The sequence below is a fragment of the Pseudomonas sp. NBRC 111143 genome, assembly GCF_001320965.1.
Classification (GTDB): Bacteria; Pseudomonadota; Gammaproteobacteria; order Pseudomonadales; family Pseudomonadaceae; genus Aquipseudomonas; species Aquipseudomonas machongensis.
In genome coordinates this window covers 283274-300685 of the sequence record NZ_BCBT01000001.1, presented here as the reverse complement: position 1 = coordinate 300685, position 17412 = coordinate 283274, and the positions used below count along the sequence as shown (strand labels likewise).

The window sequence follows — 17412 nt, the reverse complement described above, 5'->3', positions numbered from 1 at the left end:
CAGGCGGAAAGGTATCGGCCCCATTCCGCCTGCAGGCGTTTTTCAGTCGCTGCGGCGCAAGGGCCCTGGCCACATGCTACGCAATACGCCATCGCGACGCACCAGTGCATGGAACAGCGCTGCGCCGAGGTGGGCCAGGATGGTGACGAACAGCAGGTAGCCCGCCCAGCCATGCGCCTGGCGCAGCACGGCATACAACTGCAGGTCGTGAGGCATGATCGCCGGCAGTTGCAAGGGCCGCGGGTAGCCGCCGGCCGAGAGCATCGCCCAGCCGAGCAACGGCATGGCCAGCATCAGCCCGTACAGCGCCAGGTGCGAGGCGCCGGCAGCGAAACGCTGCAGCGGTGGCAGGTCGGCGGGCAGTGGCGGGTGCGGCAGGGTCAGGCGCAGGAAGATGCGCAGCACCACCAGTGCCAGCAGCGCCAGGCCCGTGGCCTTGTGCAGCTCCACCAGCCAGGGGTGACGTGGCGACAGGTCGCCGACCATGCTCACGCCGATGAACAGCATCGCCAGGATCAGTATCGCCATGAGCCAGTGCACCAGGCGGGCCAGGGGGTGGAAGGCGGACGGTTTCATGGGCGGGCTCCTGCACCGAGGCTTTCACGGCTGCGGCGGTTGAACGATTCCGAGTAGGCGGCCGAGCGCGCGGCAAGGATCGGATCGGCGGAGGCTTCGATGCCGCTGGGCAGAATCAGCGGGTCGAAGTTGAGGTCGCGACAGGCGCCTTGTTCAGGTGCATCGACGTGGTCGATCACCAGGGTGCCGGCATCGATGCTGCGGCGCGAGTCGGGCCATTGGCTGGCCGGGTCGTCGATGGCGTCGCCGGGTTCGGCGAGGGTCAGGCGCAGTGTCCAGCGCAACGGCGCCTGGCTCAGGCGTTGTTGCAGGTCGTGTTGAAGGTACAGGTTGTCCTCGACCTGGGCGGGCAGAGGAGCAAAGGGTGTTTGCGCGACCATGCGCCAGCGCACGGCTTGCGCCTTGCCGCTGGCATCGATCAGGCGAAAGGCGTTGATGCTGTTGTAGTCGGTGTTGGCGAAGCTGTCGCTGGGCTTGGCGCTGGCGGCCCATTGGCGAAAGGCTGCGCTCTCCGGGTGGGCGGCGAAGAACGCCTGCAGCTTGGCCGGGTCCGGTTTGCCGGTGGCCGGGCTCGGGCCGCTGGCCACGACCAGTTCATAGAAACCTTGCGGGGTGCTTACCGCCAACACGGGTGGATTGTTCATGCCGGTACGCCAGACCTGGCCGTCGTCGGTACTCAGCTGGACCGCCAGGCTGCGGGTCGGTACGCCGGCGTCGGGGCTGTAGGGGTTGGCACCGCCGATGGCGAAGCGGCCGATCACCGGCACCCGTGCCTGGCTGAATACCCGCGCGCTCGACAGCGCCTGCGCCTGGCCGCTGCTTTCGAAGTAGCCGCTGACGCACAGGCCCTTGGCGTGGTTCTTGCGGTAGCCGGGATGGTGGCCGGCCTGGGCTTCGAAGGTGTCGATGATGCGCTGTGGCGTCAGGGCAGGGGTGCCGATCCATCCGGCGGCATAGGCGAAGCCCGCACCCAGCGCCACGACCGTGGCGCCTATGGCGGCCAGGCGCAGGGCCTTGGCAGGGCCGTGCAGGGGTGTGTTCATGGTGACGTTCCGAGTCAGTGAATGAGCCGGTATGACGTGGGAGCGAAAAATTTATTCCCTCGACGGGAATAGATTTCGTCGCGCCCCGTCTGCCCATTACACTGACAGCCCATGGGGCCGGGGCCTGACCATGCATGACCTGGATGAACAACAATGGCGCGAACTGCTGCAAAGCCTGCGGCGCTTCGCCCTGTGGCTGACCCGCGAAAGCGGCAGTGCCGACGACCTGGTCCAGGCCACCGTCGAGCGGGCGCTCACCCGCAGCGGTCAACAGCGAGAGGAACAGAACCGGCGTGCCTGGTTGTTCACCATCCTCTATCGGCTATTCCTCGACGGCAAGCGCCGTGATCGCCTGCATTCGCGCTGGCTGAACTGGTTCGGTCGCGGCGGGCAGGCCGAGGAGCCGCTGGGCTACGAGACCGAGAGCATCGTGCTGGCCCAGGCCGACCTGCAGGCCTTCGCCCGCCTGCCCAGCGAACAGCGCGCGCTGTTGCTGCTGGTCAGCGTCGAGGGCTTGAGCTACAAGGAAGTCGCCCAGGCCCTGGATATACCGATCGGCACAGTCATGTCGCGCTTGTCGCGCGCCCGTGCCGCGTTGCGTGAACTGACCGAGGGCAAGCCATCGTCCCCGGCCCTGCGGAGACTGAAATGACTCGCCTGATCCCCACCGAGCAAGAGCTGCACGCCTTTGTCGACGACCAACTGGAGCCTGTACGCCGGGCCGAGGTCGAGGTCTGGCTTGCGGCCAACCCGGAGCAGGCCGCGCGGATCGAGGCCTGGCGCAGCGATGCCCGGCGCCTGCGCGCGGCGCTTGCCGGTTTCAACGACATGCCCCACAACCCGCAACTGGAACTGGCCCACCTGCGACGACGGCTGCGTCAGCGTCGCCAGCAGCGCTTCGCGTCGGCCGCTGTCCTGCTGCTGGCGTTGGGGCTTGGCGGGCTAGGGGGCTGGCAGGCACGTGAATCGACGATGCTGGCAGGCGATTTGCCGATGGCCGACGCGGTGCAGGCACACAAGCTGTTCGCCGACGCCACGGCCCTCGATGTCCAGGCCGATGACCCTGCGCAGTTGCAGTCGTGGCTGCGGCGGCATTTCAACCGGGTCGGCCAGGTGCCGGATCTCAGTGGATACGGCTTCCAGCCGGTGGGTGCACGCCTGCTGGCCAACGAGGACGGCCCGGCGGCATTGTTGGTGTTCCAGGACAAAAAAGGCGAACGCATCAGCCTGTTCATGCGCTCCCCAGGCGGGCGCTACGACCAGATGCCCAGCGGGCAGCGCGTCGATGGGCAGCTCGAGGCGCGCTACTGGTCCCATGGTGACTACAACTTCGCCTTGGTCAGTGCGGCGGATGATGCCCGTAGCGAGCAGCTGCGCAAGGTACTGGGGGTCAGTCTCTAGCGACGATTTCCAGGGGAGGCGAACTTTCATTTGAAAGCGCTATGCTTGGCCCATGTCCAGCACACCTGCCTTGCGCCAGCCTTGCCCTCCCGGCGCCTGTGATTGCGGGCGCGAGCAGTTGCACGCGCACCCACCCCAGGCCCAACGCATTCTTCTGCTCAACCGCCAGGAGGAGAAGCGCCTGCTCGAGCGCCTGGAAAACCTCCAGAGCCTGGAAGACCTGCAGCGCCTGCAGTCACGCCTCTACGAGCAATTGGGCATTCGCGTGCATATCGCACCAGGCTACAACGAGGTGCGTACCATGCGCGGCTTCGTCATCGAGCTGGACGACCAGCCGGGGCTGTGCCGCAAGACCCGCCAGTCGATCCCGGCCGCCATTCGCAAAGGCCTGGAGCGCAACCCGGAAGTGGCCTTCCGGCTGCTCGATGCCCACGACCTGCTTGGCGGTGCCTGAGTCTCAGCGCATCGCCGCCAGCTTGATGCCAAACCCGACCAGACAAGCACCGGCCAGCCGCTCGAGCAGGTTGGAGATCCGCGGATTGGCGCGCATGCGCTCGGCCAGGTGGTGGGTCAGCAGCACCGCGAACAGGCCGTAGAGAAGGGTCAGCCCGGCGACCGTCACCGCCATGAAGGCGAAAGTGATGAAGCCCTGATGCTGTACCGGATCGATGAACAGTGGGAAGAAGGCCATGTAGAACATGATCGCCTTGGGGTTGAGCAGAGTGATCATCATGGTCTGGCGCAGGTAGTGACCGCTGTCCATGCGGCTTTCACGCGGCCCAGTGCCGGGCTTGCTCAACACCATGCGCAGGCCGAGCCAGGCCAGGTAGGCGGCGCCAGCCCACTGCACGACGTGGAAGGCGGCCGGGTAGGCGGCGAGCAGGGTGGCGACGCCTGCAACGGCCAGCCACATCAGCACCTGGTCACCGAGGATCACCCCGAGGGTCGCCGCCAGCCCGCCCTTGATCCCGCCTTTGCCGGTGGCGGTGATCAGGGCGAAGTTGCCGGGGCCGGGAATGGCCAGGAGGACGATGAAGGCGATGACGAAGGCGCCGTAGTCGGTTACGCCGAGCATGGGAAAGTTCTCCTGGGGGAATGCCAGGATATATGCCACGTTCCGCCCGCCTTGCATAGCGGCCCATCATGAATGCGCTGGAACCTGCAGAAACGGATCTTGCCGGTCAGAACGTCGCCTTGACCTGCAGCCCGACGACCAGCGCGTTGTCGATCGCTTCGCCGGAGAAGGCGCCCGGCTCGATGATGTACTGCACATCCGGGCGCAGGTTCAGCCATGGCGTGGCCTGGTAGCCATAGCTGAGTTCGATCAGTTGCTCGGCGCTGTCCAGGCCGGGGAAGTCACGTCCGGCATCCAGCGCGGTGTTTTCCAGCAACTGACGGCTGCGCGGATTCGGCACCGCCCGCCCGTAGCCCAGCGCCAGGGTGTCGCGCGGTCGTCCTTCGAAGGGCTTGTACAGCACCACACCGGCGCCATACCAGCGAGTGAAGGGCGAGGCGGCCTTGCTCGACGCTGAATATTGGCCGAACGCATGCAGGCTGCGACCCGCAGAGGCTGGGTCGTTCCACAACGCCTGGTCGACCAGCAGGTAATGGCCACTGCGTCCGGCCACGTCCTGGTCGCTGCCGATGCGCTTCACGTTGGAGCTGTCGTAGTAGTAGCCCAGCTTGTACTCGCCCGGCCGTTCGCCCTGCACCTTGTAGACCAGCTCCACAGGCACCACGGTGCCGGTGCTGTGCTTGGGCCCCAGGTGCCAGGCGCGGCTGGAGTTGCCGTTGCTCTGCGGATCGACGTTGAAGGCCGCCACGCGCAGTTGCCAGGAGGGCGAGAGATCGTATTTGACCCGGGCGCCGAGGTGCGCGTTGGGGTAGTTGGTCCAGCCGCTGCCACCGGACATGTTCAGCGGGTGGCCGCAGAAGCCGGCATTCATGAAATTGCACAGGATGCCGCTGTCCAGGCCGCCGAGGTCGTTGCCCATGGCCATGTAGCCGAGCTTGAGGTTCAAGGCCGGGGTGAACAGGTTGCGCTCGTAGCTCAGTTCGGTGAGGCGGGTATACAGGCCGCCGTAGTTCTCCTGGATCGGCAGACGGTTGCCGACCAGGTCTTCGGAGGCGCTGTTGCCACGACGGTCGTTGACCGTCAGCTGGACCTTGCCGCCGTTGTCCAGGCCATACAGTTTCGACAGGTCGAATTGCACGCCCAACTTGAGGTTCTGCGAATAACGCGCCGAGCGGTGCAGGCCACCGTGGGCGTTGTAGGCGGTCTCGCCGCTGTAGTCGCCGGTGATGTGGATGCCGTTTTCTTCCAGTTGCTGGCGCAGGCCGCCCCAGTCACCGGTCAGGGTGTTGTCGGCGGCGAGCGAAGCGGTGCTGGTCAGGGCGAAGACCAGAGGGGTCAAGCGAAAAGCGGGGGACATTGCAGGGTCTCGGATGGTCTGTGAGGGCCCCTTCGCGTGCAGGCCGCTGCGACTTGCACGCGAAGGGAGCAACGCGGTCTATGGCAAGGCGTACGAAATCACATAGTCGCCACGGTCAGTCGACTGTCGCGCGCCACCGGCGGTGATCACCACGTACTGCTTGCCGGTCTTGGGCGATACGTACGTCATCGGCCCGCCCTGGCTGCCGACCGGCAGGCGCGCCTTCCAGATCTCGTTGCCGTTGCTGCTGTCGTAGGCACGCAGGTAGAAATCCTGGGTACCGGCGATGAACACCAGGCCGCCTTGGGTGGACAGGGTGCCGCCCAGCGTCGGCAGGCCGATCTTGATCGGCAGGTGCATGCGGATGCCCAGGGGGCCGGTGTCCTCGACGGTGCCGACCGGCACCTGCCAGGCGATCTGCCGGGTCTTCATGTCGATCGCGGTGAGGGTGCCGAACGGCGGCGCCTGGCAGGGGATGCCGGCCACCGACAGGAAGCGGTTCTTGTTCACCGCGTAAGGCGTGCCCTTGAGCGGCACGGCACCCATGCCAGTGTTCAGCGCCTCGCCACCGGAGGCTGCCTGGCCACTGTTCTGTGAAGGGATCATCTGGATCCACAGGCCCAGGCGCATGTCATTGACGAAAATGAAGCCGTGCACCGGATCAGTCGAAAGGCTGCCCCAGTTCATGCCGCCCAGCGAGCCTGGGAAGCTCAGCGACAGGTCGGTACCCGGTGCGGTGTACAGGCCGTCGTAGCGCATTTTCTTGAAGTCGATGCGGCACAGCAGTTGATCGTACGGGGTGGCACCCCACATGTCCGATTCGGTCAGGGTCTGCGCGCCGATCTGCGGCATGCCGACGGATTTGGGCTGGGTCGGCGAGTAGGGCTCGTTGGGGATGTTGCTCGGCTTGACCGGTACTTCATCGACCTGGGTCAGCGGTGTACCGGTGGCGCGGTCGAGCACGTAGATCTGCCCGGCCTTGGTGCCGATCACGACTGCTGGCACCGTGCTGCCGTCGTCCTTGGTGAAGTCGATCAGGCTTGGCTGCATCGGCAGGTCGAAGTCCCAGAGATCGTTGTGCACGGTCTGGTAGACCCACTTCTGGTTGCCGGTGGTGGCGTCCAGGGCCAGCACCGAGGCACCGTAGGTGTGGTCGAGCTTGCTGCGCTCCACGCCGTAGATGTCGGTGGAGGAGGAGCCCATCGGCAGGAACACCGTGTTCATCGCCGGATCGTACGACATCGGCGCCCAGCTGTTGGGGGTGCTGCGCACGTAGGTGCTACCGTCGGCGGGGGCGTTGCGGTCCTGCGGATTGCCCGGATCGAAGGCCCAGCGCATCTGCCCGGTCATTACATCGAAGCCGCGCAGTACGCCGCCGGGCATGTCGGTCTGGACGTTGTCGGCGACCCGCCCGCCGACCACTACGGTGGTGCCAGCCATCAGTGGCGCCGAGGAAAGCTGGTAGTAGGAATCCGGGACGTCACCCAGGCCGGCCTTCAGATCGACCTGGCCGTTGTTGCCGAAGCCTTCGCAGAAGGCGCCGGTGTCGGCATCCACCGCGATCAGGCGACCGTCGATGGTGTTGGTCAGCAGGCGGCGCTGGCAGTTGGCGCCCGCCGGCAGCGCGGCAACGGTGATCGGCGAACTGTGCGGTTGGGTCGGCTGGACGATTGGCGCGGTGGCATCGAAGTAGGCCAGGCCACGGCAGCGCTGCCAGACCTTGGATTGCGCGTTGATGGCGTTTTTCCAGAGCTCCTTGCCGGTGTCGGCATCCAGGGCGATCAGGTTGTTGTGCGGGGTGCAGATGAACACCTTGTCGCCGACCTGCAGCGGGGTGAGCTGGTCTTCGGCGCCATTGCCGTCGCTGATCGCGACATCACCGGTGTGGTAGGTCCAGGCCACCTTGAGCTTGTCGACGTTGGCGCGGTTGATCTGGTCCAGTGCGGCGAAGCGGCTGCCGCCTTCGGTGTTGCCGTAGTGCGCCCAGTCCTTCTGCTCTTTGCCCGGTTCCACGGCGGTCAGGCCAGGGCCGTTGCCGGTCGGTGCGACGCTGGGGTGAGCGACGAACATATTGCCTGCGGCGATGGCCAGTACCACTGCCAGTGCTGCAGCCAAAGCATAGGCGCGTCGGCCGCGACTGCCGCCGTTGGCACGCACCAACAGGGGATAGACCAGCGCGACCACCAGGCCGATGGCGCCGAACATGAACAGCCGCGAGAACAGCGGCCAGAACACCAGGCCTACATCGGCCAGTGCCCAGATAACGGTGCCGAGCAGGAACACGGCGTAGAGCCATGCCCCGGCAGGCTTGCGACGGGCGATGAGCAGGCCGGCGATGGCCATCGCCAGGCCGCCGATCAAGAAGTACCAGGAACCGCCCAGGCCGACCAGCTTGACGCCGCCTGCGGCCAGGAGCAGACCGAGCAGGGCGATGATCACGCCCAACCCGACCAGGAGGAATGTGGAGGCGCCAGAAGCGCGGGGTGTGTCGTTCATGCCAGGGTTCTCGCAGGTGGAATGCGTGAAGTCTAAGCCCTTAGCAAGCTAATTAACAAGTTAGTACATTTCATTGGGTGACGGATTGTCGCAGGCGCCTAACAGCGTATTTCCGGGAATTCTCAGGAAAATTGCGACTAAAAGTAGCCAAATGAAGGCAAACGGCATTGCTTGCGCATTCGACCAACGTCGCATGCGCTAGGTCGCGCAACGTGGAATCAGCGTTTGAGTTCGTGTTGCTTGCGGTAGGCACCCGGTTGCATGCCGATCGCTTTTGCGAATGCCCGGGTGAAGGCCGCCACGGATTGATAGCCCGCCCGGGCGCCGACCTGTTCCACGGTATTTCCTGCACGCAGCAACTGGCAGGCATGGCGCATGCGCAAGGCCAGCAGCACCTGGCCCGGCGACTGCCCGGCGAGTTCGTTGAAACGCTTGAAGAACGCCGAACGCGAAAGTCCGGTGCAGGCCGCCATGCTCTCCAGCGACCAGCTCTGGCCCGGGTCTTCGATCAGGCGTTCGAGCAGGCCGGCAAAGGCCGGCTGGCGGGCGAGGGCGATCAGCCCGCCCAGCGATTGGCCGCCATTTGCCTGCTGGCGCAGCACATAGAGGAACAGCAGGTGGGTCAGGCGTTCGAGCAACGTCTGCGACGGTGTCGGCTGGCGGCGGCACTCTTCCAGGATCAGCTCGAACAGCGCTCGCGCGGCGCTGCCGGCCGGATCGTTGGCCCGCAGCAGGATCCAGTCGGCCAGCCCTTCGACGATCAGCGACGACAGCCCCGACTGGAACTGGAAGAACCCGCACACCAGGCCCACGCCGTCCCCTGCGTCGAGGTCCAGCGCCTGCATGGTGCGCCGCGGCTGGGCGCAGGCATCGACGGGGTCGGCGTCGCTGGAGAGCCTGTAGGCCAGGTCGCGCAGCAGAAACACCGCATCACCGCTGTCCAGGCGGATCGGCTCCGGTTGCCCGTCGATGTGCAGCCAGCAGTGTCCCTGAACCACCAGGTGAAAGCTGGCCCGGCCCATGCCATGGGTGCTGGCGTGCCAGCCGCCGCAGTAGCGCCCGACGTGAAAGAGGCTGGCGTCGAGCTCCAGGCCCTCTAATAACCAATCGACAAGGTGCCAGGACGAAATCATCTAATGCAAAGACTCAGGAGCAAGGAAAGGCGACTGATGAATATGGATGCTATTTCTTATAACCAACAGACTGTATGGACACACATCAAAGGAGACTACTCCATGTCCTCGCGCATTACTCTACACACTCTGCAGAGCGCCCCGGAAGCGGCACGTCCCTTCCTTGAAAACGCCCAGAAGAATTCTGGCTTCATCCCCAACCTGCTGGGCATTCTCGCCAACGCCCCGGCGGCCCTGGAAACCTACGTCACGGTTTCGGCCCTCAACGGCAAGTCCGAACTGACCCTGGCCGAGCGTGAAGTGGTGCAACTGATCGCCGCCACCCAGCACGGCTGCGACTTCTGCGTTGCCGGTCACACCGCCGTGGCCCTGAACAAGGCCAAGCTGCCGCAGGAGGTGGTCGATGCCCTGCGTGCGCGTGGCGAGCTGCCTGATGCGCGCTACGAAACCCTGGCCGAGTTCGCCCGTGAAGTCATCGCCACCCGCGGCAATGTCAGCGATGCCACCTACCAGGCCTTCCGCGATGCAGGTTTCAGCGAAGGCAATGCCCTGGAAGTGATTCTGGGCGTGAGTCTAGCAACCCTGTGCAACTTTGCTAATGTGTTCGCCCAGACGCCGCTCAACGACGAGTTGAGCAAGTACCGCTGGCAGCCTTCGGCGTAATCCACGCCTGGTGCCGGCGCGCCGGCGTTTTCAAAGGAGTAGGGACATGCTTGATTCTGCATTTCGACAATGGCTGGATGCCAATGCCGAGGCAATCGACCAGGGCCAGTGCGACCCGCACCTGGTGCTGGCCCATATCGCCGAGTCGCAGTTGCTGCGGGTTGGCGTCGATCCGGCACTTGGCGGCTCGGGCGGTGACGTCACCGACGCCGTAGAGGCCATCGCCGCCATCGCCAGCCGCTCGCTGGCCTCGGCCTTCGTCTGCTGGGGACAGCGGGCCTTCATCGAATACCTGCTGCACAGCCCCAACCAGGCCTTGCGCGAGCGGTTGCTGCCAGACCTGCTGACCGGCGAACTGGCCGGCGCCACCGGCTTGTCCAATGCCATGAAGTTCCTCTCCGGTATCGAGGCCCTGCAAGTGCAGGCGCGTACCGAGGGCGAGGGCTGGACCCTTGAAGGCCGCCTGCACTGGGTGACCAACCTGCGCAAGAGTGGCTTCGTGGTAGCGGCGGCGATCGAGGCTGAAGCGGGCCAGGCACCTTTCGTGATGGCGATCCCGTCCAGCAGTCAGGGCCTTGAGCGTTCCGACGACCTGCAACTGATGGGCCTGCAGTCGAGCAGCACCGCCGCGCTGGCGTTCCACCAGGTCGCCCTGGACCGGACCTGGCTGCTGCACGAGAACGCCCGCGAGTTCCTGCCTCGGGTGCGGCCGGCATTCCTGGCGCTGCAGTGCGGCATGTCCATCGGCCTGACCCGTCGCGCCCTGGATGAAGTGCGCGAACACCTGCAAGGGCGCGGTTCGTTCCTCGCCGAAGCGGAACAGGTGTTGCGCGAGCGCCTGGAGAATACCGTCGGCGAGCTCAAGCAGGGCCTGCTCGACGGGCGTTTCCTCAACCAGCCCGCGGCACTGTTCAAGCTGCGCATCACCCTGGCCGAAAGCGCCGCCGATGCGGTGCAGATGGAGCTTCAGGCCAGCGGCGGCAAGGCTTATCTCACTGCCTATGGCGAAGGCTTCGCCCGGCGTTGGCGCGAGTCGGCCTTCGTGCCGATCGTCACGCCGAGCCTGGTGCAACTGCGCGCCGAACTGCAACGCCAGGCGGCGAACGTATGACCGACGTGTTGCTCGAAGCCCGCGCCATCAGCCTGGGCTACCCCCGCGAGGGCGGCTGGCAGGCGGTGCTGGAACAGTTCGACCTCAAGCTGTCGCCGGGCGAAGTGGTGACCATCCTCGGCCCCAGCGGTGTCGGCAAGTCCAGCCTGCTCCGCGTGCTGGCCGGTCTGCAGCAGCCTGGTGGCGGTGCGGTGTCACTGCACGGCGAGCCCCTGCAGGGGCCGCACCCGCGTCTGGCCGTTGCCTTCCAGGATCCAAGCCTGCTGCCCTGGCTGAGCCTTGAAAAGAACGTTGCCTTTGGCCTGGACTTCGCCCGTCAGCCTGCGCTGGCGGCGGCCGAGCGTCGTGCCCGGATCGACCACGCCATCGAGGCAGTGGGCCTGAACCATGCGCGCAGCCAGTACCCGGCGCAGCTGTCGGGCGGCATGGCCCAGCGCACGGCACTGGCCCGTTGCCTGGCGCGCCAGCCCGAAGTGCTGCTGCTGGACGAGCCCTTCGGTGCTCTCGATGAAGTGACCCGCGCCGACATGCAGCAACTGCTGCTGCAACTGATCGCTACCCACAACACCGCGGCGGTGCTGATCACCCACGATATCGACGAAGCCCTGCTGTTGTCCGATCGCGTGCTGCTACTGGGCAACCACCCGGCGCGCACCCTCGGGCAATGGCACATCGACCTGCCGCAGCCGCGCGCGCAGCGGGTCGAGGAGCTGGGCGCGCTGCGCATCGAGATTCTGAAAACCCTACGGCAGGCGAGCCGCCCCACCTCAACATCTTCTTCCCCCCTGTCGTCGGAGCCTGCCCATGTGCATGGATGATTGCTGCTCTTCCACGTCGCGTCGCGATTTCATCAAGCTCAGCGCCATGCTCACCGCCGCCGGCGCCTTGCCGATGCTGTCGAGCCTGCAGGCGCGCGCTGCCGCCGAGCCGGACGCGCCGGTACGCATCGGCTACCTGCCGATCACCGACGCCACGCCCTTGCTGGTGGCGCACAACAATGGCCTGTTCGAGGCCGAAGGCATCAAGGCCGAGCGTCCGGTGCTGCTGCGCAGCTGGGCGCAGGTGATCGAAGCGTTCATCTCCGGGCAGGTCAACGTGATTCACCTGCTGTCACCGATGACGGTCTGGGCCCGCTATGGCAGCAAGGTGCCGGCCAAGGTCGTGGCCTGGAACCACGTCGGTGGCTCGGGCCTGACCGTTGCGCCGGACATCACCGACATGAAACAGCTCGGTGGCAAGACCGTCGCCATTCCGTTCTGGTACTCGATCCACAACGTGGTGCTGCAACAGATGCTCAGTGACAACGGCCTGAAGCCTGTGTCCAAGCCTGCCACCGCGCAACTGGCGGCCAACGAGGTCAACCTGCTGGTACTGCCGCCTTCGGACATGCCGCCAGCGCTCGCCAGCAAGCGCATCGCCGGCTACATCGTCGCCGAACCCTTCAATGCCCTGGCCGAGAATCTCAAGGTCGGGCGCGTGCAGCGCTTCACCGGCGATGTCTGGCGCAACCATGCATGCTGTGTGGTGTTCATGCACGAGCATGACCTGAACAATCGCCCGGAGTGGTCGCAGAAGGTGGTCAACGCCATCGTCAAGGCGCAGCAATGGACCCGCGATCACCGCGCCGAGGCCGCCGCGCTGCTGTCCAAGGCCGGTCCCAACAAATACACCCCGCACGAGCCTGCGGTGCTGACCAAGGTCCTGGCGCCTTCGGCCGAAGACCGCGCCGGCTACATCGCCAGCGGTGCGATCCAGCACCAGCAGTGGGACGAAAAGCGCATCGACTTCCAGCCGTACCCGTTCCCCAGCTACACCGAGGAGCTGGTCAAGCGCTTGAAGCACACCCTGATCGAGGGCGAGAGCGGCTTCCTCGCCGGGCTGGACCCTGCGCATACCGCGCGCGACCTGGTGGACGACCGCTTCGTGCGCAACGCCATCGCCGCCGTGGGTGGCCCGTCGGTGTTCGGCATCGCCGACAACTTCGAGCGTAGCGAGGAGTTCGCGGTCTGATGCGCAAGCATGTCGTACATGGCGCCCTGGGCCTTGCCGGGCTGGCGGTGCTGTTGCTGTTGTGGTGGGCGGGGGTGCAGGTGTTCGGCGAGGCCGACGGCCTGTCGGCGCGTTTCTCGCCCCAGGCGACGCTGGAGAGCCTGGTCGAGCTGCTGGGCCATGGCGAGGTCTACGGGCACATCTGGGTGAGTCTCAAGCGTATTCTCATCGGCCTGCTGCTGGCGCTGCTGATCGGTGTGCCGCTGGGTTTGCTGGTGGGCAGCTACCGGCATCTGGAGGCGGCGACCACGCCGGCGTTCCAGTTCCTGCGGATGATCTCGCCGCTGTCGTGGATGCCGGTGGTGGTGATGCTGATGGGGGTGGGCGATCAGCCGATCTACTTCCTCCTGGCGTTCGCCGCGCTGTGGCCGATCCTGCTCAACACCGCCGCAGGCGTGCGTCAGCTCGACCCACGCTGGTTGCAGTTGTCGCGCAGCTTGAGTGCCACGCGCTGGGAAACCCTGTGCAAGGTGATCATCCCTGGGGTGATCGGCCATGTGCTGACTGGCGTGCGCCTGGCGATCGGCATCCTGTGGATCGTGCTGGTGCCGTGCGAGATGCTCGGGGTCAGCGCGGGCCTTGGGTACTTCATCCTCGACACCCGTGACCGCCTGGCCTATTCCGAGCTGATGGCGATGGTGCTGCTGATCGGTGTGCTGGGCTTCATGCTCGATGCCCTGGCGCGCGGGCTGCATCGGCGCTGGGTGCATGCCTGAGGTGTTGCTGGCGCCCGCAGGGTGGGCGCCGCACACCGGGCAGCGCCCCACCTGTGGCGGCGCTGACGGTCAGCCTGTGACGCGGGCCTGGCGCCGCCGCACTTCTTCTCGCACCGCCGGAATCACCCAGCGTCCATAGTCCACGGTGTCGTACAGCGGGTCGTAGCCACGGTTGAGGAAGGTGGTCACGCCCAGGTCGACATAGTCGAGCAGGGCCTGCGCCACCGTTTCCGGTGTGCCGACCAGCGCGGTGGTGTCGCCATAGGCACCGACCGCGGTCGCGGTCGGCATCCACAGAGCACGATCATGCCGGTCTGCACGTGCTGCAGCAGCGAGCAGGCGCTCGGAGCCGGTGCCCTTGATGCGCTTGCTCCATGGGCTGTCGGCGGCGAACTGTGGGTTGGCCTTGATCTGCGCCAGGATCTGCTCCGCTCTCTGCCAGGCCAGCTCCTCGGTGGCGCCGAGGATCAGGCGTACCGACAGGCTTACCCGCGGCGCCGCCACCCCGGCGCTGCTGGCGGCCGCCTTGAGCTTGGCGATCTGCTCGGCCACGCCACTCAACGGCTCGCCCCACAGGGCGTAGAGGTCGGCGTGCTTGACCGCGATCTGGTAGGCGATGTCCGACGAGCCGCCGAACGAGATCGGGATGTGCGGCTGTTGCAGCGGCTTGACCGGCGAGAACGCGCCCTTGATGTTGAAGTAGCGCCCCTCGAAATCGAACGGCGCCTCGGCGGTCCAGGTGCGTCGGACGATTTCCAGGTATTCGTCGGTGCGCTGGTAGCGTTCGGTCTTATCCAGCAGGGTGTCGCCTTCCTGGGGTTCGGCGGTGATCCCGGTAATCGCGTGCAGACGGATACGCCCGCCGCCGGTGGTGTGGTCGAGGGTGGCGAAGGCGCGCGCCGCCACGGTCGGGGCGGTGAGGGCCGGTCGGTGGGCGATCATGAAGCCCAGGCGCTCGGTGTGCGCGGCGGCGTAGGCGGCGATCTGCAAGCTGTCGGCGCTGCCGGGGCCGCTGGCGATCAGCACCCGGTCGAACCCGGCGTGCTCGTGGGCGCGGGCATGATGACGAATGAACGGCAGGTCGAAGTCGGGCGTGCGTACGCCGCGGGTCTCGGACCACTGGCGGGGAAAGATCATACCGACGAATTCGATGGACATGGCAAAGCCTCCCGGGTGTGGGGTTGAGGGTCAGAACTGGTAATCGACCTGTGCCAGCAGGGTTCGGCCCGGCATGGGTTGCAGGAAGGTGTTGGTGGAGCCGGCCAGGCCGCTGACGAAATTCAGCTCATCGGTGACGTTGAGCATGCGCAGCGTCACCCCCCACTGCGGCTGGCGGTAGTACACGGCCAGGTCGAGGTTGTATTCGTCGGGCACCTTCACGGTCTTGCTCAGGTTCAGGTACCAGCTGCTGGTCCACCAGCCGGACAGCTCCACGCCAAAGCCTGAGTCGAAGCGATAGTCCACATAGCCCCCGGCGTTGTACTCGGGGATCTGCACGGCATCGAACTTGCCCGAGGGGCGCTGGTTGAGGCTGTTGTTGTCGCCGAACACGGTGCCGTTGTCGGGAATGAATCCGGCAGAGGCGAAGCCGGCCTGGCTGGTGAACTCGTTGTAGGCGCTGATGCGGCTGAGATTGAGGCCGCCGCGCAGGTGTTCGTCCTGGTAGCGCAGCGTCGCTTCCAGGCCTTTGACGATCAGCCGGGCGATGTTGTTGTTGCTGTCCGGCGCCTGGTCGCGGGCCTGGCGATAGGCCGCCAGGGTCAGGAACAACTGGTCGGGCACGGCTTCGACCTTCAGCCCAAGCTCGTGCAATACGCTCAGGCTCTGGAACGCCAGGGGGTTGAGCTGGTTGGCGCCTGTGCCGCTGCCCCAGCCCAGGCCGTTGGTGAAGAAACCGGTGTTGACCGCCAGCGAGCGGTCGAAGGTGTAGTACAGGGTGCTGTTGTCGGTGGGCTTGACGTAGGGACTGACCTGGACCGAGAACAACCGGTAGTTGTTTGCGTCCTTGCGCTGGCTGGCGCCATTGACCACGAAGGGGTTCTCGATGCGTGCGTCGATCCAGCTGCGGCTGGCGCCGATGTTCAGGCCTGCACGTTCGCCCAGGCGCAGGTTGTGCTGGCTGAACAGGGTCTTGGTGGTCCAGGTGCTGTCGGCGGTGTACGGCGCGATGGATTCGGCGTACAGGCCATGCCCGGCCGGGTACATGGCCGGCAGGTTGAGCCAGCCGTAGAGGTTGGAGAACTGCGCCACACCGGGCTGGCCGATCCAGGCCGCGTTGCCGCCGGCGGGGTTGCGACCGGAGAGGCCGAGCAGGTCGCCTGGGTTTTTCAGGCGCGGGTCCTGGGTCAGGTCGTAGGCGTTGATGGTCGAGCCGAAGCTGTTGTTGGCGGCGATCGACTGGTTCGATTCGCGGCGATAGATCAGGCCGCTGTTGCTGTCGTCGACCAGGGTCAGGCCGCCGAGCTGCCATTGTCCGCGGGCACGGAACTCGAAGCGGTTGTCGAAGATGTCGTCCTTGCCCTGGACCTGGAAGGCGCCTACCGCATCGGTGGTGTCGGTGGAGTGCTGGTAGAAGGTGCTGTTGGCCAGGGTAATCGACGGTGTCAGCTCTCCTTCGATGCGCAGTTGCGTGGTGAAGCGTCTTGAGCGGTTCTCATCCTGGGCGCGCTGGCCGGTCTGCGACGACAGCGAGGTCAGGCCGTTGCCTTCCAGCGACGGGTCGTAGACCCAGCCGCGCAGGCTGCCGGGGTTGGCCTGGGTGTTGGGCGACGCGCCCTGGAAGCTGCCGTTGACCACCGAATACTGCCCTTGGGCATTGCGCTGGCGTTGCACCCAGCCCAGCACCTGGGCGTCGCTGGCACCGGAGGACAGCACCGGCGACCACAGCGTATTGCCGTTCTGGATGATCGGTGTGGCGCGGCCGGCGTAGTACTTGCCGTGGTCGACCAGGTCCTGGGTGGCGCGGTTCCAGCCGTGGGTGATGTTGTAGTCGTAGTAATCGTCGTAGGCGGCGTTCCAGTCCACGCGCACATGGTCGTTGCGAAAGGCCAGGGCGCCGTAGAAGGCGTCGAAGTTGTTCTCGACGTTGTCGTAGAAGTCTTCCTGGCGCTGGCGGGTGATGCTGACCCGGTAGGCGAGGTTGTCGCTGATCGGGCCGGTGTTGTCGATGCTGAATTTGGTCGCATCGCGCGATTCGCCGTCGGGGATCCAGCTGCCGATTTCGCCGGAGAGCTTGGTGCGAAAACGTTCGAAGTCGGGCTTCTTGCTCAGGTAGTTGACGTAGCCGCCGCTGCCGCTGACCGAGCCGTAGGTGACCGAGGAGGGGCCGGCCACGATGTCGGCGCCCTCATAGGCGTTGAAGTTGGCAGGGTGGCGTACGCCATAGGCGCGCTGGCCGTCCTGGAACACTTCGCTGTTCTGGCCGCGCATCTGCGGGGCGATACCGGCGTTCTGGCCGCCGCCGCGGGTGATGCCGGGGGCGTACTTGACCAGGTCGTCGGCACTGCGGATCGGGTCGCGAGCCAGTTGCTCGGCGTTGACCTGGGTGACCGAACGTGGGGTGTCGAGCACCTTGGCTTCGAGGCCGCCGTAGATCGATGAGGGTGGGCGAGTGGGCAGGGCGTCGTCGTCGGGTTGTTCGGCCTGGACGGTGACGGTTTGCAGGACCGTGTCGTCGGCCAGCAACGGGGTGCTGGCCAGGGCCAGCAGGGCGAATGCAGGGTGCAGGGCTGCGCGGGGCATGGAGTGGGCCTCGTTCGGGTAGGGTGGAATGGAGGTGGGGCGCAGCCGCGC

The 17412-nt window shown here is 66.0% G+C and carries 16 protein-coding genes; 8 read left to right on the top strand and 8 right to left on the bottom strand.

The annotated features are described in order from the left end of the window. Positions 1–42: 42 nt before the first annotated feature. The gene (locus APH44_RS01200; RefSeq protein WP_054890860.1) at positions 43–576 is read right to left on the bottom strand and encodes a cytochrome b; all 534 of its coding nucleotides are present in this window, start codon (positions 574–576) and stop codon (positions 43–45) included. Next, on the bottom strand, positions 573–1619 hold the full coding sequence (locus APH44_RS01195; RefSeq protein WP_054890859.1) for a catalase family peroxidase: 1047 nt from the start codon (positions 1617–1619) through the stop codon (positions 573–575). The genes APH44_RS01200 and APH44_RS01195 overlap by 4 nt, the downstream gene beginning before the upstream one ends. A gap of 130 nt (positions 1620–1749) precedes the next feature. Here APH44_RS01195 and APH44_RS01190 point away from each other — a divergent pair, with 130 nt between their 5' ends. From APH44_RS01190 to APH44_RS01180, 3 genes are read left to right on the top strand one after another with little or no spacing between them, the layout of a single operon-like run. After that, the gene (locus APH44_RS01190; protein ID WP_054890858.1) at positions 1750–2271 is read left to right on the top strand and encodes a sigma-70 family RNA polymerase sigma factor; all 522 of its coding nucleotides are present in this window, start codon (positions 1750–1752) and stop codon (positions 2269–2271) included. Further along, positions 2268–3020, top strand: coding sequence for an anti-sigma factor (locus tag APH44_RS01185; RefSeq protein ID WP_054890857.1), 753 nt, complete (start codon positions 2268–2270; stop codon positions 3018–3020). The genes APH44_RS01190 and APH44_RS01185 overlap by 4 nt, the downstream gene beginning before the upstream one ends. Before the next feature lie 52 nt (positions 3021–3072). After that, on the top strand, positions 3073–3474 hold the full coding sequence (locus APH44_RS01180) for a hypothetical protein (protein ID WP_054890856.1): 402 nt from the start codon (positions 3073–3075) through the stop codon (positions 3472–3474). Between the two features lie 3 nt (positions 3475–3477). Here the strand turns inward: APH44_RS01180 and APH44_RS01175 are convergent, their stop codons facing one another. The 4 genes from APH44_RS01175 to APH44_RS01160 form a co-directional block, all read right to left on the bottom strand. Then, a complete protein-coding gene (locus tag APH44_RS01175) occupies positions 3478–4095 on the bottom strand; it encodes a LysE family transporter (RefSeq protein ID WP_054890855.1) in 618 nt (205 codons plus the stop codon). Positions 4096–4201: 106 nt separating this feature from the next. Continuing rightward, positions 4202–5452: a carbohydrate porin gene (locus APH44_RS01170; RefSeq protein ID WP_054890854.1), complete on the bottom strand. Its 1251-nt coding sequence runs from the start codon at positions 5450–5452 to the stop codon at positions 4202–4204. Between the two features lie 78 nt (positions 5453–5530). Beyond that, positions 5531–7948 carry a glucose/quinate/shikimate family membrane-bound PQQ-dependent dehydrogenase gene (locus APH44_RS01165; protein WP_054890853.1) on the bottom strand — a complete coding sequence of 806 codons (2418 nt, stop codon included), beginning with the start codon at positions 7946–7948 and terminating at the stop codon, positions 5531–5533. 218 nt (positions 7949–8166) lie between these two features. Then, positions 8167–9081, bottom strand: coding sequence for an AraC family transcriptional regulator (locus APH44_RS01160; RefSeq protein WP_054890852.1), 915 nt, complete (start codon positions 9079–9081; stop codon positions 8167–8169). A gap of 102 nt (positions 9082–9183) precedes the next feature. Here APH44_RS01160 and APH44_RS01155 point away from each other — a divergent pair, with 102 nt between their 5' ends. From APH44_RS01155 to APH44_RS01135, 5 genes are read left to right on the top strand one after another with little or no spacing between them, the layout of a single operon-like run. Beyond that, on the top strand, positions 9184–9744 hold the full coding sequence (locus APH44_RS01155; protein ID WP_054890851.1) for a carboxymuconolactone decarboxylase family protein: 561 nt from the start codon (positions 9184–9186) through the stop codon (positions 9742–9744). Positions 9745–9790: 46 nt separating this feature from the next. Continuing rightward, complete coding sequence (locus APH44_RS01150) at positions 9791–10855, top strand: acyl-CoA dehydrogenase family protein (protein ID WP_054890850.1); 1065 nt, start codon at positions 9791–9793, stop codon at positions 10853–10855. Then, on the top strand, positions 10852–11673 hold the full coding sequence (locus tag APH44_RS01145) for an ABC transporter ATP-binding protein (protein WP_054890849.1): 822 nt from the start codon (positions 10852–10854) through the stop codon (positions 11671–11673). The genes APH44_RS01150 and APH44_RS01145 overlap by 4 nt, the downstream gene beginning before the upstream one ends. Next, positions 11660–12865: an ABC transporter substrate-binding protein gene (locus APH44_RS01140; protein ID WP_054890848.1), complete on the top strand. Its 1206-nt coding sequence runs from the start codon at positions 11660–11662 to the stop codon at positions 12863–12865. The genes APH44_RS01145 and APH44_RS01140 overlap by 14 nt, the downstream gene beginning before the upstream one ends. Further along, positions 12865–13620: an ABC transporter permease gene (locus APH44_RS01135; protein ID WP_054890847.1), complete on the top strand. Its 756-nt coding sequence runs from the start codon at positions 12865–12867 to the stop codon at positions 13618–13620. The genes APH44_RS01140 and APH44_RS01135 overlap by 1 nt, the downstream gene beginning before the upstream one ends. A 69-nt stretch (positions 13621–13689) precedes the next feature. On the opposite strand, the gene APH44_RS01130 is transcribed toward APH44_RS01135, so the two are convergent. Together APH44_RS01130 and APH44_RS01125 are read right to left on the bottom strand one after the other, a co-directional pair. Further along, a complete protein-coding gene (locus APH44_RS01130) occupies positions 13690–14778 on the bottom strand; it encodes an LLM class flavin-dependent oxidoreductase (protein WP_054890846.1) in 1089 nt (362 codons plus the stop codon). A gap of 30 nt (positions 14779–14808) precedes the next feature. Beyond that, complete coding sequence (locus APH44_RS01125) at positions 14809–17361, bottom strand: TonB-dependent receptor plug domain-containing protein (RefSeq protein WP_054890845.1); 2553 nt, start codon at positions 17359–17361, stop codon at positions 14809–14811. Between the last annotated feature and the right edge of the window lie 51 nt (positions 17362–17412).

Excerpts from the sequence above, each read along its gene's own strand:
- APH44_RS01200 (WP_054890860.1), bottom strand. The coding sequence starts at position 576 with ATGAAACCGTCCGCCTTCCACCCCCTGGCCCGCCTGGTGCACTGGCTC.
- APH44_RS01195 (WP_054890859.1), bottom strand. The coding sequence starts at position 1,619 with ATGAACACACCCCTGCACGGCCCTGCCAAGGCCCTGCGCCTGGCCGCC.
- APH44_RS01190 (WP_054890858.1), top strand. The coding sequence starts at position 1,750 with ATGCATGACCTGGATGAACAACAATGGCGCGAACTGCTGCAAAGCCTG.
- APH44_RS01185 (WP_054890857.1), top strand. The coding sequence starts at position 2,268 with ATGACTCGCCTGATCCCCACCGAGCAAGAGCTGCACGCCTTTGTCGAC.
- APH44_RS01180 (WP_054890856.1), top strand. The coding sequence starts at position 3,073 with ATGTCCAGCACACCTGCCTTGCGCCAGCCTTGCCCTCCCGGCGCCTGT.
- APH44_RS01175 (WP_054890855.1), bottom strand. The coding sequence starts at position 4,095 with ATGCTCGGCGTAACCGACTACGGCGCCTTCGTCATCGCCTTCATCGTC.
- APH44_RS01170 (WP_054890854.1), bottom strand. The coding sequence starts at position 5,452 with ATGTCCCCCGCTTTTCGCTTGACCCCTCTGGTCTTCGCCCTGACCAGC.
- APH44_RS01165 (WP_054890853.1), bottom strand. The coding sequence starts at position 7,948 with ATGAACGACACACCCCGCGCTTCTGGCGCCTCCACATTCCTCCTGGTC.
- APH44_RS01160 (WP_054890852.1), bottom strand. The coding sequence starts at position 9,081 with ATGATTTCGTCCTGGCACCTTGTCGATTGGTTATTAGAGGGCCTGGAG.
- APH44_RS01155 (WP_054890851.1), top strand. The coding sequence starts at position 9,184 with ATGTCCTCGCGCATTACTCTACACACTCTGCAGAGCGCCCCGGAAGCG.
- APH44_RS01150 (WP_054890850.1), top strand. The coding sequence starts at position 9,791 with ATGCTTGATTCTGCATTTCGACAATGGCTGGATGCCAATGCCGAGGCA.
- APH44_RS01145 (WP_054890849.1), top strand. The coding sequence starts at position 10,852 with ATGACCGACGTGTTGCTCGAAGCCCGCGCCATCAGCCTGGGCTACCCC.
- APH44_RS01140 (WP_054890848.1), top strand. The coding sequence starts at position 11,660 with ATGTGCATGGATGATTGCTGCTCTTCCACGTCGCGTCGCGATTTCATC.
- APH44_RS01135 (WP_054890847.1), top strand. The coding sequence starts at position 12,865 with ATGCGCAAGCATGTCGTACATGGCGCCCTGGGCCTTGCCGGGCTGGCG.
- APH44_RS01130 (WP_054890846.1), bottom strand. The coding sequence starts at position 14,778 with ATGTCCATCGAATTCGTCGGTATGATCTTTCCCCGCCAGTGGTCCGAG.
- APH44_RS01125 (WP_054890845.1), bottom strand. The coding sequence starts at position 17,361 with ATGCCCCGCGCAGCCCTGCACCCTGCATTCGCCCTGCTGGCCCTGGCC.